This window comes from Acinetobacter lwoffii (genome assembly GCF_015602705.1).
In the GTDB taxonomy this organism is placed as follows: domain Bacteria; phylum Pseudomonadota; class Gammaproteobacteria; order Pseudomonadales; family Moraxellaceae; genus Acinetobacter; species Acinetobacter lwoffii_E.
Window position 1 is genome coordinate 830,539 of sequence record NZ_CP059081.1, and the last position, 13,803, is coordinate 844,341.

17 protein-coding genes, 4 tRNA genes and 1 riboswitch are annotated in these 13,803 nt (G+C 43.3%); of the genes, 6 read left to right on the forward strand and 15 right to left on the reverse strand.

Annotation, left to right across the window (positions count from 1 at the left end):
- Positions 1-47 precede the first annotated feature (47 nt).
- Positions 48-572: a YecA/YgfB family protein gene (locus H0S56_RS03925; RefSeq protein WP_004280621.1), complete on the forward strand. Its 525-nt coding sequence runs from the start codon at positions 48-50 to the stop codon at positions 570-572.
- A 120-nt stretch (positions 573-692) separates the two neighbouring features.
- Positions 693-1,844 (forward strand): IS4-like element ISAbe18 family transposase, encoded by a 1,152-nt coding sequence (locus H0S56_RS03930; RefSeq protein ID WP_195726034.1) that lies wholly within the window; start codon positions 693-695, stop codon positions 1,842-1,844.
- A gap of 77 nt (positions 1,845-1,921) precedes the next feature.
- On the opposite strand, the gene H0S56_RS03935 is transcribed toward H0S56_RS03930, so the two are convergent.
- The 4 genes from H0S56_RS03935 to trhO form a co-directional block, all read right to left on the reverse strand.
- Positions 1,922-2,347, reverse strand: coding sequence for an ABZJ_00895 family protein (locus tag H0S56_RS03935; protein ID WP_195725711.1), 426 nt, complete (start codon positions 2,345-2,347; stop codon positions 1,922-1,924).
- 27 nt (positions 2,348-2,374) lie between these two features.
- Complete coding sequence (locus tag H0S56_RS03940; RefSeq protein ID WP_180086320.1) at positions 2,375-2,992, reverse strand: DedA family protein; 618 nt, start codon at positions 2,990-2,992, stop codon at positions 2,375-2,377.
- 87 nt (positions 2,993-3,079) lie between these two features.
- Positions 3,080-3,358 carry a hypothetical protein gene (locus H0S56_RS03945; RefSeq protein WP_004280617.1) on the reverse strand — a complete coding sequence of 93 codons (279 nt, stop codon included), beginning with the start codon at positions 3,356-3,358 and terminating at the stop codon, positions 3,080-3,082.
- A gap of 206 nt (positions 3,359-3,564) precedes the next feature.
- Positions 3,565-4,497 (reverse strand): oxygen-dependent tRNA uridine(34) hydroxylase TrhO, encoded by a 933-nt coding sequence (gene trhO, locus H0S56_RS03950; protein ID WP_004645789.1) that lies wholly within the window; start codon positions 4,495-4,497, stop codon positions 3,565-3,567.
- A gap of 189 nt (positions 4,498-4,686) precedes the next feature.
- Between trhO and H0S56_RS03955 the strand changes: the two genes are divergently transcribed.
- On the forward strand, positions 4,687-5,175 hold the full coding sequence (locus H0S56_RS03955) for a DUF1289 domain-containing protein (protein ID WP_227554943.1): 489 nt from the start codon (positions 4,687-4,689) through the stop codon (positions 5,173-5,175).
- Between the two features lie 44 nt (positions 5,176-5,219).
- Positions 5,220-5,831, forward strand: a complete 612-nt coding sequence (locus H0S56_RS03960; protein ID WP_195725712.1) for a LysE family translocator — start codon at positions 5,220-5,222, stop codon at positions 5,829-5,831.
- Positions 5,832-5,896: 65 nt separating this feature from the next.
- On the opposite strand, the gene ribB is transcribed toward H0S56_RS03960, so the two are convergent.
- Complete coding sequence (gene ribB, locus H0S56_RS03965) at positions 5,897-6,556, reverse strand: 3,4-dihydroxy-2-butanone-4-phosphate synthase (RefSeq protein WP_044108711.1); 660 nt, start codon at positions 6,554-6,556, stop codon at positions 5,897-5,899.
- Between the two features lie 106 nt (positions 6,557-6,662).
- Positions 6,663-6,817, reverse strand: a riboswitch (FMN riboswitch).
- A gap of 170 nt (positions 6,818-6,987) precedes the next feature.
- Between ribB and H0S56_RS03970 the strand changes: the two genes are divergently transcribed.
- Entirely contained in the window at positions 6,988-8,793 is a 1,806-nt protein-coding gene (locus H0S56_RS03970) for a DUF2157 domain-containing protein (RefSeq protein ID WP_121979627.1), read from the forward strand.
- Entirely contained in the window at positions 8,790-9,356 is a 567-nt protein-coding gene (locus H0S56_RS03975; protein WP_195725713.1) for a GDYXXLXY domain-containing protein, read from the forward strand. Before H0S56_RS03970 ends, H0S56_RS03975 begins: the two co-directional genes overlap by 4 nt.
- Before the next feature lie 68 nt (positions 9,357-9,424).
- On the opposite strand, the gene panD is transcribed toward H0S56_RS03975, so the two are convergent.
- From panD to lolB, 10 genes are all read right to left on the reverse strand, one after another.
- Positions 9,425-9,805 (reverse strand): aspartate 1-decarboxylase, encoded by a 381-nt coding sequence (gene panD, locus H0S56_RS03980; protein WP_004280606.1) that lies wholly within the window; start codon positions 9,803-9,805, stop codon positions 9,425-9,427.
- Between the two features lie 144 nt (positions 9,806-9,949).
- Positions 9,950-10,531 (reverse strand): aminoacyl-tRNA hydrolase, encoded by a 582-nt coding sequence (gene pth / locus H0S56_RS03985; RefSeq protein ID WP_195725714.1) that lies wholly within the window; start codon positions 10,529-10,531, stop codon positions 9,950-9,952.
- Between the two features lie 18 nt (positions 10,532-10,549).
- The gene (rplY, locus tag H0S56_RS03990; protein WP_004645781.1) at positions 10,550-10,846 is read right to left on the reverse strand and encodes a 50S ribosomal protein L25; all 297 of its coding nucleotides are present in this window, start codon (positions 10,844-10,846) and stop codon (positions 10,550-10,552) included.
- A 98-nt stretch (positions 10,847-10,944) separates the two neighbouring features.
- Positions 10,945-11,898, reverse strand: a complete 954-nt coding sequence (locus tag H0S56_RS03995; RefSeq protein WP_005103975.1) for a ribose-phosphate pyrophosphokinase — start codon at positions 11,896-11,898, stop codon at positions 10,945-10,947.
- A 36-nt stretch (positions 11,899-11,934) separates the two neighbouring features.
- Positions 11,935-12,009, reverse strand: a tRNA-Gln gene (locus H0S56_RS04000).
- Between the two features lie 92 nt (positions 12,010-12,101).
- Positions 12,102-12,176 (reverse strand) — tRNA-Gln (locus tag H0S56_RS04005).
- Between the two features lie 20 nt (positions 12,177-12,196).
- Positions 12,197-12,271 (reverse strand) — tRNA-Gln (locus H0S56_RS04010).
- A gap of 26 nt (positions 12,272-12,297) precedes the next feature.
- Positions 12,298-12,372: transfer RNA gene (locus H0S56_RS04015), tRNA-Gln, on the reverse strand.
- Positions 12,373-12,374: 2 nt separating this feature from the next.
- Positions 12,375-13,202, reverse strand: a complete 828-nt coding sequence (gene ispE / locus H0S56_RS04020) for a 4-(cytidine 5'-diphospho)-2-C-methyl-D-erythritol kinase (protein WP_195726048.1) — start codon at positions 13,200-13,202, stop codon at positions 12,375-12,377.
- A 21-nt stretch (positions 13,203-13,223) separates the two neighbouring features.
- Positions 13,224-13,802, reverse strand: a complete 579-nt coding sequence (gene lolB / locus H0S56_RS04025; protein ID WP_195725715.1) for a lipoprotein insertase outer membrane protein LolB — start codon at positions 13,800-13,802, stop codon at positions 13,224-13,226.
- Position 13,803 lies beyond the last annotated feature (1 nt).

Sequence of the window (13,803 nt, forward strand, 5' to 3'; positions counted from 1 at the left end):
AATAAATGCTATGCTAAACCTTTCGGTTTTCTAAGTTTGGATGTTAGATGAGTGCTTTAGATTTAGACCTGTTGAGTGAATATCTAGATGGTGACCAAAATGAACATGGTCTAGATTTCGCGGCAACCCATGGTTTCTTATGTGCTATTGCAGTAGGCCCAAAATTCGACAAATGGTTAGACGAACTTTTTGATAGTAATCAAAAGAAAGTGCCTGCAGAAATCATCACTCAGGTGCAAGCATGGTTAGAGTCTATTCGTCAAAGCTTAGCCAATGAAGAAGGGATTACGTTCCCGTTTGAAATTGAAGAAGCAGATACTGAATCAAGCTTGGGTGACTGGAGTGTGGGCTTTGTAGACGCCATGTTCCTAAACGAAGACGCTTGGTTTACTGAAGAATTTGAAGAACAACTGGTGGATTTAACCCTGCCAATCATGGTCTTCAGCGGCATTGATGATGAAGATCCACAAATGGAAACTTTCCGTCGCAATGGTCAGTTAATGGATGAACTTGCAGAAGAAATTCCAGAAAACTTAAATGAATTGTATCTGATGTATCACACTCCAGAATAATTCATAAAAAAAGCACCGCAGGGCACTGCTGTCCCATAGTTTGCTTTAAATAAAAAAACCTGAGTCCTAACAGTTAAAATATGAGTGCAAACAAACACTTTAACGACCAGGATTCAGGTTTTGTCACATCAGAATACCGTATTTCATGAGCTAATTAAACCTGTTGTGCGACAGGATTTTGAACAACTTGCTAAAGTACACCATGTTGGACAGAAATTTAGAGCGGCTTCCCGGTGGGATCAGTTTATTGCCATATTGATGTCTCAATTCTCTTGTAGGCAAAGTCTGAGAGATATTCAATCCAATTTGGAGTGCCAACAGGAAAAGCTAAGTCATCTCGGAGCAAAGTCTATTCCCCGAAGCACGCTGGCACGAATCAATGAGCAGCAGCCTGCTGCCTTGTATCAACAGCTATTTTACAAGTTGCTTAAATACTATGAACACTCGAAAGTAGCTCATAAATTTCGCTTTAAGAATCCCTTGTATTCCTTGGATGCCAGTCATATTGACCTGTCGCTTTCCTTATGTGAATGGGCCAAAGTTCACGACTCAAAAGCCAGCATGAAACTCAGCATAGGATTGAATCACAGCAATGATATTCCTGAGTTTGTTGCAGTTGAAAATGGCAAAGAAAATGACATGGTACAAGGCCGCAAATTCCAGTTTCCTGCTGGCAGCATTGTAGTTTTTGATAAAGGCTATGTCGATTACCAATGGTATGCAAATCTGACTGCTCAAAACATTGGATTTGTCACACGTTTTAGGCCTAAATCTGTGTATCAGGTGATCCGGCAACATCCAGTGCTTGAATCCAAAGGTATTCTAAAAGATGAAACCATTCAGCTGAATAGCGCACATGCCCTAAAAAGAAAAGCCCCAGTGTTAAGAAGAATTGAATATAGAGATCAGCAAAGTGGCAAGCACTTTAGCTTTCTCAGCAATAACTTTCATTTAGCCGCCTCCACCATTGCGGCGATTTATAAAGATCGTTGGAAAGTTGAGCTGTTCTTTAAGGCGATTAAGCAGAATCTCAAATTAAAAGCGTTTCTAGGCCGCAGCAGGAACGCAATTCAGACACAAATCTGGATTGCGATGATCGCCTATTTATTGGTGAGTTTCGCTCAACATTTAGGGAAAACAGGTTGGACAGTTCAACGTTTACTCAGAATAATTCAAGTGAATTTGTTTGAAAGAAGAACTTTAAAAGCTTTATTTTCACCCGATAAAATACCCATAAAACAAGAGGAAGCTCAAATGAGCTTCCTCTTGTGAAAAATTGTGGGACAGCAATGACCGCAGGGTGCTTTTTTTAGCTTTGGCCTTTTTGCATCTTTGAGATCTACTCGACCCTATTTTCTTTCCAAGCCTGTACGCTTCGTCAGACTATAGCGTGCATAAGCATTGTAGGCGATATGAAACAGCAAGGCATGTAAGGCAATGCTTGCAGCTACCAGGAATGAATTTGTTCCTCTTCCTGTATAGGTGATGGTTCTATAAATCTCATCTGTCTGCGGGTTCATCCAGATGACCACAACTAAAAAGATAAACCCGAATGTCATGGCAATAATAGTGGAGCCCCAGACCAGTTTGCTTTTCTCTTGCTGAGTCGGCAAACGAAGTTCTTTCTTAACAAAGTATCGGGCACTGAGAAAGGCAGAAGCAATCAGGGCAGGAATCAGCAGAATGGCGCCCAGATTGAATACATAGATGAATATGCCTACCAATAGAACCAAGGTCAGATAAACGGTGGCAAAATATTTAAGATAATGCGACATCGTTTTAATCTCCTTAAGGGATCTTCCTCAGGATGGACGATTTTTACGCTGCTGTCTACGGTAGAAAATCCAGATAATAATTACCGCAACAATGGCAATAATCACATAACTGACTTTACTAAAAATTTGCTGCATCAACTGCTGGTTTTCGCCAAAATAAAATCCGACACAGGCCAGAAATGTGGTCCAGATGATGGTTCCAAGTGCGCTATAGAACATGAATTTCCAGAAGGGCATATGACTCATGCCGGCAGGAATGCTGATCAGCGAGCGGACGGCAGGAATCATGCGGCCAAAGAACACAATCCGGTGACCATAATGCTCAAACCAACTCAATGATTTTTTTACATCTTCTGATTTAATAAATAAATATTTGCCATAACGATCGACAAATTTAAAAATAGAATCATGGTTAAATTTATAGCCAATCCAGTACAGCAAGGCGGCTGCCAGCAGGGAGCCGATACAGCCGGACATGATTACCCCGACGAGTATTAACTCGCCCTGAGAGGCTGAATAGCCCGCGGAAGGCATAATAATTTCGGAAGGAATTGGCGGGAAGACATTGTCTAGGAACATAAGCAGGGCAATGCCCCAGTAGCCCAGTTGCTCCATGACGGAAATAATCCATTCGGTCAGATTCATATGATTGGCAAAATAAAAAATACTGCCTGTATCCTAAGCAGTATTTTTTGTGCGGTAAAGTCTTGGAATATAAATGATCAGACAGAATCAGCTATGTGTCAGGGTATAAATATAAACTTTACGTAAGAAATAGGCCAAACAGATCGGCAGAATACTCAGCAGGATAAAATGCATGATGCTGGTATTGATATGGTAACCAATGAACAGCGCCAAGATTGCGCCAATAACGGTTCCCAAGATAACGACGAACAGATGTGACTGCTGTTCAAGCTCTTCAGAAATTTGATGAAGTCGTTGCAGCTTTATATTTTCTTTTGGTTGAAATTGAACCAGATTGTCTGAATCTCGAGCAAGTGAGCCTGCCATTTTATATTCCTTTTCAAGTAAAAATTTCAGTTAATAATGAAAGACTTAGCTTGTAAATCACCGTATCATTAGACTAACAATCTTGTTTGGAAAAAAATGAGGTTCTTGGTAAGGAATTGGTAAGAGTTTTATTACTGTTGTGATTTTTATGTAAACAAAAAACCCTCCGAAGAGGGTTTTTATATATTTCATTACAAAAGGCCAAATTAGAGGCGTTTGCGTTTTGCTGCTAAAATTTGTGATTGACGCATACGGAAACCTTCTTTTTGTTTCTCCGAGGTTTTGTCAATACAGTACACACAAGAGACACCATGTTCATAACTTGGGAGGGCAACTTCTTCTGGAAGTAAAGGCCAGCCACACGCATGACACTTGGTGTTTTGGCCTTCTTCAACACCGTGCGTTACGGCAGTACGACCATCAAACACGAAGCATTCACCTTCCCACATGCTTTCTTCAGCCGGGGTTTCTTCCAGGTATTTCAAAATACCGCCTTTCAGGTGATAAACTTCAGTGAAGCCTTCTTGAAGAAGTAAAGAGGTTGATTTTTCACAACGAATACCACCTGTACAGAACATCGCAATCTTCTTGTCTTTGTGCTGTTCCAGATTATTTTTCACGTATTCAGGGAATTCGCGGAAGCTTTCAGTTTTCGGGTCAATTGCGCCTTTGAAAGTGCCGGCTTTGTATTCGTAATCGTTACGTGTATCGACCAGAATCACGTCATCACGTGCAATCAGTTCGTTCCATTCTTTTGGATCAAGATAGTGACCGACTAAATCACGCGGTTTTACTTCCACGCCTAAAGTCACGATTTCTTTTTTTAATTTAATTTTCATCTTACGGAATGGCTTTTCAGAACTGTCAGATTCTTTGTATTCCATTTCGTTAAAACCTTCATTTAGAAGGAACTGGTGAATTTGATCAATCGATGCACGGTCGCCTGCAACCGTACCGTTAATGCCTTCACCTGCCACAATTAGAGTACCGCAAAGGTTGATGGATTTTACCAGGTCCAAAAGACGTTGCTGAAGATCGGCAGGATCTTGAACTTCTTTGAATTGATAAAGTGCGGCAACAACCCAACCAGTCGTCGCTTGCTGTTCTACAGGTGCAAGCTGTTCTACAGTAGCGTTCATGGAATACTCCAACGTAGCATGATAATTTGAAAGGCGCATATTTTAGCTTGATTCGAGTGAATAAGCGAGTAAAACGCAAGTCTTTTAACAGGCTTCAATTCATGGGAGAGAGCGTGTATAGTCATGCCCGACCCAGGATTTTGTGCAGTGATGCAGATACTGAAAGTTGCAGTATCTTTGGAGTGTGTTTTGAGTTCAGATCGTCGTATTGCGTCTTTAACCCCATGTGCAGGGCGTTGTTCGACCGTATTTGGTGATGCGGTATGTCGTGGTTGCCGCCGTTTTAATCATGAAGTGATTCACTGGAATGCGTATAGTGCCGAGCAGCATCGAGCTGTGTGGCAACGCCTGGATGCACAGCTGGATCAGATTCTGGTGCCGCTGTTACCGCATGCCGATCTTGTCAAAGTGCAGGCCTTTGTGCTGTCGAAACGGGTGCGGTTGCGTGATGATGCCAGTAAAGGGCGTAAGCTCTACCATGCATTAAAATTGTGTGAAAAAAACCGGCATTTGACTGATGAGAGTGGCCTAGGCATTCATTACAAACAAGTACGTCCAATTTGGGATGAATTTGAACGTCGAGTATTGGCATTGGCAAAAGCCAGTTATGATCTGGCATTCTTGCGTGCTGATGGGATGAGTCAGCATCTGATCCAGATGGAAGAAGAGGACGAGTAGGTCCTCTTTTTTTATGCTGACTATATTAGACAAGGAGGAATGGGGTGAATATTACCGAATATCTGCTGTATTGTCTGGCCGTAGTAATCATGATCGCGACGCCCGGACCAGTAATGTTACTGGTCGCTAGTGCTGGGCTCAAAGGCGGCTATAAGCATGCCTTGCAGACTATTTTCGGGACTAACTTTGCCTCACTGGTTCTGATTGGTTTATCCATTCTCAGTCTAAAAGGTCTTCTGGTTGTTAACGAAAATTGGCTGAATGGCATTAAGCTACTTGGCTGTTTGTATATTGCCTGGCTGGGAATTCAGATTTTCAGGGAAGTCTGGCAAGGGCAGGGATCAACTGGACCACAAAACCTGCAGCCCTTACAGGGTGGCTTTCGTACCGGTTTTCTGGTAGGTATTTCTAATCCCAAGGATATTATTTTCTTTGCCGCCTTTTTTCCGCAATTTATAGGCATTAGCCCAAACCTCGATTTAAGCTTGGTGATTCTGACAATTAGCTGGATTGTTCTGGATTTTCTCACCCTGTCACTGGTGTATCTGGGTTTTCAGCGATTATCTCGGTCTCAGCTTTATCCGCATTTACTTGGGCTATGTGGCTTGATCTTGTTAATGGTTGCACTGTATGGGATTTATTCCATCTTCAGTTAATTCAATCAATATATACGACACAAAAAATCCCGGACCAAATGCCGGGATTTTCTTTTTAAATAGACTTATATATTGTGTTGCTGGCGGTACTGTACCAGTTCATCAATGGTAATTAGGCTCAGTTGATGCGTCTGTGCATACGAGAGAACTTGAATACCAGAAGCCATGCTGCCATCCGGATTAGTCAGTTCACACAACACGCCGGCAGGTTTTAAACCAGCCAGACGCGCAAGGTCAATAGTACCTTCAGTATGACCACGCCGGGTTAAGACACCACCTTCACGGGCGCGTAATGGGAATACATGACCAGGACGATTCAGATCACTGGCAACTGCGCCGTCTTTAATCGCTGTTTTAATTGTAGTCGTGCGGTCTTTGGCAGAAACACCGGTTGTTACACCCTCTACTGCTTCAATACTTACAGTAAAGGCAGTTTTAAACTGGCTAGAGTTATCTTGTACCATTGGTGGTAACTCTAAATGGTTTGCCAGCTCATCAGTCAGACATAAGCAAACGATGCCGGAACCATCACGAATCATACGCGCCATGGTTTCTATAGTTAAAGTTTCAGCTGCCACAATCAGATCGGCTTCATTTTCACGGTCAAAATCATCCATGACCAAGACAGGTTTGCCTTGGCGGAGATCTTCGAGTGCCTGAAGGATACGTTGTTCAGCAGGGGCTAAAGCAGAAAAGAAAATTTCGGGTTGAATCAAACTTGACATTGAAATGCTCACCTAAACTAAAAATATGATTGAACATTTCAGGACTGAGTGAAAATAGGCTTATAGCAAAAACAGGTGTATGCACGGCATACAGCCTTGGTGCTGCTTTCGTCTTCTTTCATCCGGACTATACCGTCGGCTCTGGATTTGCACCAGATCTGCAGATCAATCGAAATTGACCGCTCGTGGGCTAATTCAAGCCTAATTATAAAAAGCTGAAATTACCACCGGTGGGGAATCACACCCCGCCCTGAAGCGATGTAAGAACATTATAGTCCTGATTTTAAAAAGATGGGATGGTTGAAATGGAAAGTAATTTGCAGAATTTTAGATAAACAAAACAGATAATCTGAATTACCCAGGTTTTTAGCAAAATACTGGAAACATGCTATGGTGTGAGGAAGATTAGAAATCCTTCAATCATTCTAACAATGCATAAAACTGAGCTGATCCGAAATAATCAATTTTCGCCCTTGCTGTTCTGCAATGTAGAAGTACTACGTTATTTAAAAATCTTGGGCTTGGCACTCATCACGGTCAGTTTGCTGTATTTAATGGCAGCGAACTGGTGGATGCTGCCGGATCCGGTTCAGCTGGCAATCCCGATGCTGATTTTACTCTGTAGTGCAACAGCAAGTATTTACTTCGACCAGCAGGAATGGGTGAGACAGAGTCTGGATACAGTATCTGGTCTCATGCTGGGTTTAAGTCTGGCAATGATTGGGCAGATTTATCAAACTGGCGCAGATAGTTATCTGTTATTTTTGCTCTGGTCAGCCTTGCTCTTACCATGGCTCTATCGCTCCAATATTGGCATTTTTGTCATGCTTTGCGTAGTGAGCCAGCTGACGTTGTATCTGTATTTTAAACAGAGCTTCTGGATGGGAAGAGCAGAAGGGTTGTATTTGCTCGGTCTAAATTTGCTGACAGCACTTAGCTTTGCGTATGCCATGCGCTATTACGCGCTGCTACGTTTTCTGTTTATCGCATTTGTGATCGTGATTTCGATCAGCAGCATGATGCAGTTTATTCATCACTCTAAGCTGATCTATTTAACTTCTTCAGTTGTTTTACCGACAGGTGCCGCATTTTATTTTTATAGGAAACATCAGGCGCTAGAAGCCATTCTTCTCATTGCAGGTTTGGCTGCCAGTGTGAGCTTATGGGTATTTGAACTGGTTGAAAATCAACTGACCAATTCAGCTACTGGACTATTTGTGCTAGCTGTGCTGATTTTTGGCTGGTTTGCCTTAATTAGTTTTGCTTTAAATAGAATTTTTCCACAAACCAAATTTTCTGTGATTCCTCTGGCACTCGGTGCCTGGATTTCGGGGATTATTCTTGCAGTCCTGTTACTGACTTACTGGGAAGCATTTTCGATTTTAATGGGGATCATTTTTATAGGCATCGCCTGGAAACTGCTGGGTCAGCAGGCTTCAGTTTTTATGCACCAGTTTGCCTATTGCTTGTGGATCTGTGGTCAGGCAGCAGTTTTAATTCATACAGAACTGCTGACCGACAGTATGGTTGTAGTCTGGCTGCTGCAATTATTAATGCTGGGGCTTACTACCATCAAACGGATGCACTGGTCTATTTTGACCCTACAGCTGCTGATGACGCATGCATTAGCAATCGTGGTTCTGGTCTTAGAGAATTCTTTTAAACATGATGACATGGTGATCAGTATCATACTCAGCTTGAACTATGTCATTTTCATCGGAATATTCCTAACAGCGCGTTATTGGCAATCTTCGCATTATCAGAAAAGTATCTTTCTCTGGATGATTGCCATGCTGACAGGTTCAGCGGTGGTTCAGGCGGTGACCGGATTAGAGCACTGGCACAGCATTGGACAGATCAGCTTTGACCAAGTCCTGTTATTTTATATTCTTCCGAGCTTATTGTTGTTCAGTTTTATTTGGCAAAACTGGCAACAATTTTCTGAAAAATGGCTCTGGTTAATTCCGGTTCTGGGTTTATTACTGATCCTGCTGGGCTATTTTGAAATTTTTATCATTATGCTGCTCATGGCCTGGGCTGTAGTCTATCAGCAACGACTGATGCAAGCTCTGTCGATTTTATTGCTGATCTTCTGGTTATGGATGCTGTATTACAATCTGGGGCTGAGTTTCCTGGTAAAGAGCCTAACGATTTTCATCTCAGGTCTTATGGTTTGGTGCATGGTCTATGGCTTAAAGCAGGTAAGGATTAGACCTGGTCAGGAGGAAACTGCATGAAAAAGTTTCTTCCTCTGATTCTGGCCGGATTCAGTATTCTGCTCTTTGTGGGATTGATCCTGAAACATGAACATCATTTAGTGAACAGCCAGTCCATTTTCGTCGAGTTGGCACCAGTCGATCCGCGTTCGATCCTGCAAGGGGATTATATGGTACTGAACTATGATCTGCATTTTAGCGCAGTGGCAGCGGGGAATGGTTCCGAACAGCCTGTTTCTGACATAAAGATTGAAGATTTTAAAAATCAATCACATGTAATGAGTTATGTGCAGCTGGATCAGCAGCGCAGAGTTATTAAAACCAGTTTTGATCGAAGTGCACTCAATCAATCGGAACGTGTAGCCCGATTAATGCTGAAAAACCCACGCAATACTTTTGAGGCTTTGTATCCTGCTGCTAACAGTTTCATGTTCCCCGAGGGTCTGGAGCCTTGTTATCGTAACGCCAAATTTGCAGAGCTGAAAGTGAAGGAAAATGGCAAGGCCTTGTTATTTGATTTGCTGGATCAACAATTAAAACCCTTAAACTGTGAAAGCTCTAAAAGCTGGCGAGAGGGCAGTTAAATAGGTCAATATTCCGGTATTAAAAAAGCCCGCAATGTGCGAGCTTTTGGGTATCTGGTCTGATCAGATTATGCGACTTGTACCGGAATACAGTTGGCGGTGTGGCTGACTGTATTATTTGGGTTAGCATAAACCAAGCGAGGCTGATGGGCATTCGCTTCAGCTTCAGTGAAATCGCCAAAGGTTGCAATAATCACGATATCGCCTACATCGGCTTGATGCGCAGCGCCACCATTGACTGAAATGATGCCTGAATTGTCTTCGCCACGAATTGCATAAGTTGCAAAACGTTTACCATTGGTCACGTTCCACACATGAATTTCTTCGTATTCACGAATGCCAGCCAAATCCATCAAAACGCCATCAATTGCACATGAACCTTCATAGTGTAGTTCTGCATGTGTAACGTGAGCGCGGTGAATTTTGCATTTTAATAAACGAGATAGCATGGCTAGCGTCCCCTGAGTTGACCTAAGAGTTTGATCATTTGGTTAAATCAATCTTGCTTGCTGTATGGTGAACAATCGAGCAAACGCATTTTGCGCTTAAATAAACTTTCTGGCAAGCGGAATTGTCCAGCAATTTTTGAATGTTTAGTTCGGCTTATATGCGTTGATTTGATTCATGGCTTGCTGTACTTCACCATTCACCAGCATTTTTGTGCGGGCGAGCGCATGGGAAATTGCATCATCCATTAAATTCTGTTCGCTGCTAGGTGCTTTACTGAGCACATGACCGGAAACACGGTCTTTGGCACCAGGATGGCCAATTCCAATACGCAGGCGATGGAAGTTTGAACCAATATGCGGCACGATATCGCGTAGACCATTATGACCACCGTGACCACCGCCAGTTTTCAGGCGAATGACACCAGGATTCATATCCAGTTCATCATGGGCAATCAGGATCGATTCAGGTGCAATATTGTAGAATTTGGCGAAAGGAACAACACTTTTACCGGAAAGGTTCATAAAGGTTGTCGGTAGAAGAAGACGGACGTCTTGACCTTCGATATTGCCACGACCGCTAAATCCGTTGAATTTTGGGTCTTTTTTGAGGACAATGCCATATTGCTCTGCAAGGCGTTCTACGAACCAGAAGCCTGCATTATGGCGGGTTTGGGCATACTCAGAACCTGGGTTACCCAAACCAACAATCAGTGAAATATTTGACACTAATTACACCATTAACACTTATGCGCGTTTGAAGTCAGCGTGCATTGGTGTGTTTTTAGCTGGGTGACGTTGTAACGCTTGGATTTTCACGCTTTCAACTTTACCGTCTACATCAATTTCGATAACTTCTTCAAAGAATGAATTGTTTTCTAAGAATTTAACAAGCTGACGAAGCTCAACAGTAATTGCTACAGGAGCAGCTTCACCACCGTAGATGATTGCAGGAACTTTAGCTTGAAGACGAAGGCGGCGGCTCGCACCTTTCCCTTGAACTGCTTCTTCACGTGCTGCTGCGTTTAATACGAAGTTTGCCATGATAGACATCCTATTTAAGTTAAATGAACCAGACTTGCGACCAGTCTGGTGAGTAAAAGCCCTACCAAATGGCAGGGCTTTGAAAATTCAGCGCTCTATTATAGATAAGAATCGAACATTGCGCTAATAGATTCTTCGTTGTTAATACGACGAATCGTTTCGGCAACCATGCTGGCTACTGAAACCTGGCGAATCTTGCCCAGTGCTAAAGCTTCATCAGAAAGAGGAATGGTATCAGTCACAACCAGTTCATCAATCACAGAATTCTTTAAGTTTTCAAGTGCTTTACCAGAAAGTACTGGATGTGTTGCATATGCAACCACCTTGCGAGCACCGAAGGTTTTCAATGCATCAGCAGCTTTGCATAGCGTACCAGCAGTATCTACCATGTCATCGACGATGACACAATCACGATCTTTTACATCGCCAATCAAATGCATCACTTGTGATTCATTCGCTTTTTGACGACGCTTATCGATGATTGCAAGATCGATATCGCCCATTTGTTTCGCAACAGCACGTGCACGCACGACACCACCTACGTCAGGTGAAACCACCATCAGATTGTGATGCGATTGTTGACGCAAGTCAGCAAGTAGCGCTGGTGTACCGTAGATGTTGTCTACAGGGATATCGAAGAAGCCTTGGATCTGGTCAGCATGCAAGTCGATCATCACCACACGGTCAACGCCTACAGTAGTGAGCATGTCTGCTACAACTTTTGCAGTGATTGGAACACGTGCTGAACGTGGACGACGGTCTTGACGAGCATAACCAAAATAAGGAATCACGGCAGTAATACGACCCGCACTTGCACGACGCAAAGCATCAGCCATCACCAAGATTTCCATCAGGTTATCATTAGTTGGGGCACAAGTAGGTTGTACGATAAATACGTCTTTACCACGAACGTTCTCAGTAATCTCGACAGCAATTTCACCGTCAGAGAACTGACCTACAGAGGCAGCGCCTAGAGGAATATGTAAGTGACTTACGACTTTTTGAGCGAATTGTGGATGCGCAGATCCACTAAAAACGACAAGATTGGGCATGAAGCACCCTTGGCGGTTGGGATATATGGGAATAGATGGCAGGGGTAGCTGGATTCGAACCAACGGATGCCGAGATCAAAACCCGGTGCCTTACCACTTGGCGATACCCCTAATGCGGCAGAACTTTAATATTTTTGCGGTAAAGTGTCAAGGTAAATTAACAGTCTTACAGCAAATGAGTGTTCTGTCTTTTTTCGAGAAAATGGCAGGGGCGGCTGGATTCGAACCAACGGATGCCGAGATCAAAACCCGGTGCCTTACCACTTGGCGACGCCCCTAAATTTGATGAACTGTAAGATGGCAGGGGTAGCTGGATTCGAACCAACGGATGCCGAGATCAAAACCCGGTGCCTTACCACTTGGCGATACCCCTAATACAGTACATCTACAGGTGAAAAATGGCAGGGGTAGCTGGATTCGAACCAACGGATGCCGAGATCAAAACCCGGTGCCTTACCACTTGGCGATACCCCTATCTACACTTTAAACTGAACTAAAGGTGATTCTTGTAAACTGTTGACCAGGTAAGCTTTACATGGTGCATTTGCAAGAATATCTTCGATATTCAGATTTTCAGTGACTTCAATAAACACACAAGCACCTGTACCTGTAAGCTTTGCTTTTCCGAACTGGTCGAGATATTGCATTGCTTCATCGACTTCAGGATATAAGCTTCTTGCCAGTGGCTCAAAGTTATTTCCAAAATCAGATGGCGTTTCCTGATAGGCGCAAAATTTAGAGCTCTTCGTGTCTCTTGTCAATGCTTTTTGCGAAAAAAGCATTTGAGTGCTGATAAAACAATCAGGTTTTAACACAATGAATTTTTTTTGATCTAAGTCTATGAATGTTAAGTGTTCACCAATGCCTTCAGCCCAAGCATTTTTACCATGCACAAATATCGGCACATCTGCACCCAGTTTAACCCCGAGATCTGCCAGTTGCTCAATATTTAAATCGCACTGCCAGAGCTGGTTTATCACAATCAGGGTCGTCGCTGCATTGGAAGACCCTCCACCCAGACCTGCACCCATCGGGATATTTTTTTCCAGACGAATTTTTAGTCCGCACGGCGTTTTGGCATAGGGCTTCAATAATTGTATCGCCCGATAGATTAAATTCTGTTGCAGATCGACTGAGGCCAAACCTTCTATCTGAATCGCATCATCAGCGCTTGGTTCAAACTCCAGCCAGTCATACAGGTCAATCAGCTGAAAAATACTTTGCAGTTCATGATAGCCATTTTCACGGCGACCGGTGATATGTAAAAACAAATTCAGTTTAGCAGGCGAGGGAACACGAATCATCATGGGCTGGAATCAGGTCAATTAACGGTTTTCAATGATCATTGTAATACGGTTTTCCGCACCATTTCCAAGTGACTGCTTTAAAATTAAGCGGTTTGGCATTTTGGCCTGCGCATTATAATTGAGATCGACTGTCCAGCCCTGTTCGATAATCTGGTTAATCCGCTGCGCATCGTCTTTTTGTAATTTGGCAGCCGTGGTGGCAGGGCGGGCTTGTACCCAATCGACTAAATAACTGATCGGCGCTTGCCAGCCTGTTGCGCGTTGCAGTAATTCCTCGGCACTGGCTGCCTGAATCACACCGGTTTTTGCGCTGTTTAAAGTCACTTGTCCCGGTGTGCCAGAAATCTGGGTTTTACCGACACCTAAGATACCACTGAGCTCAATATCAAATTCTTCCTGCTGTTGTACCCAAGTAAAGAATGCACTGCCAGTCTGTTGAGGGGTGCGAACGCCAATTTTACCTTGCAGTTGGAATTGATTCTCCGCCTGTACAGACGGAGTGGCAGGCGTTTGTGGCTTGATCATCTGCTGACAGCCAGTTAAAAATAAAGCAGTGGCTGCAAAGGCACAGCAGCCCAATTGGCTCAAATTGCGCATA

What these genes read in the sequence shown, in the direction of transcription:
- lolB (WP_195725715.1), bottom strand. Translation starts at nt 13,802, where the DNA reads ATGCGCAATTTGAGCCAATTGGGCTGCTGTGCCTTTGCAGCCACTGCT.
- ribB (WP_044108711.1), bottom strand. Translation starts at nt 6,556, where the DNA reads ATGTCAAGTTTGATTCAACCCGAAATTTTCTTTTCTGCTTTAGCCCCT.
- H0S56_RS03945 (WP_004280617.1), bottom strand. Translation starts at nt 3,358, where the DNA reads ATGGCAGGCTCACTTGCTCGAGATTCAGACAATCTGGTTCAATTTCAA.
- H0S56_RS03970 (WP_121979627.1), top strand. Translation starts at nt 6,988, where the DNA reads ATGCATAAAACTGAGCTGATCCGAAATAATCAATTTTCGCCCTTGCTG.
- H0S56_RS03925 (WP_004280621.1), top strand. Translation starts at nt 48, where the DNA reads ATGAGTGCTTTAGATTTAGACCTGTTGAGTGAATATCTAGATGGTGAC.
- H0S56_RS03975 (WP_195725713.1), top strand. Translation starts at nt 8,790, where the DNA reads ATGAAAAAGTTTCTTCCTCTGATTCTGGCCGGATTCAGTATTCTGCTC.
- H0S56_RS03995 (WP_005103975.1), bottom strand. Translation starts at nt 11,898, where the DNA reads ATGCCCAATCTTGTCGTTTTTAGTGGATCTGCGCATCCACAATTCGCT.
- trhO (WP_004645789.1), bottom strand. Translation starts at nt 4,497, where the DNA reads ATGAACGCTACTGTAGAACAGCTTGCACCTGTAGAACAGCAAGCGACG.
- ispE (WP_195726048.1), bottom strand. Translation starts at nt 13,202, where the DNA reads ATGATTCGTGTTCCCTCGCCTGCTAAACTGAATTTGTTTTTACATATC.
- H0S56_RS03935 (WP_195725711.1), bottom strand. Translation starts at nt 2,347, where the DNA reads ATGTCGCATTATCTTAAATATTTTGCCACCGTTTATCTGACCTTGGTT.
- H0S56_RS03940 (WP_180086320.1), bottom strand. Translation starts at nt 2,992, where the DNA reads ATGAATCTGACCGAATGGATTATTTCCGTCATGGAGCAACTGGGCTAC.
- panD (WP_004280606.1), bottom strand. Translation starts at nt 9,805, where the DNA reads ATGCTATCTCGTTTATTAAAATGCAAAATTCACCGCGCTCACGTTACA.
- rplY (WP_004645781.1), bottom strand. Translation starts at nt 10,846, where the DNA reads ATGGCAAACTTCGTATTAAACGCAGCAGCACGTGAAGAAGCAGTTCAA.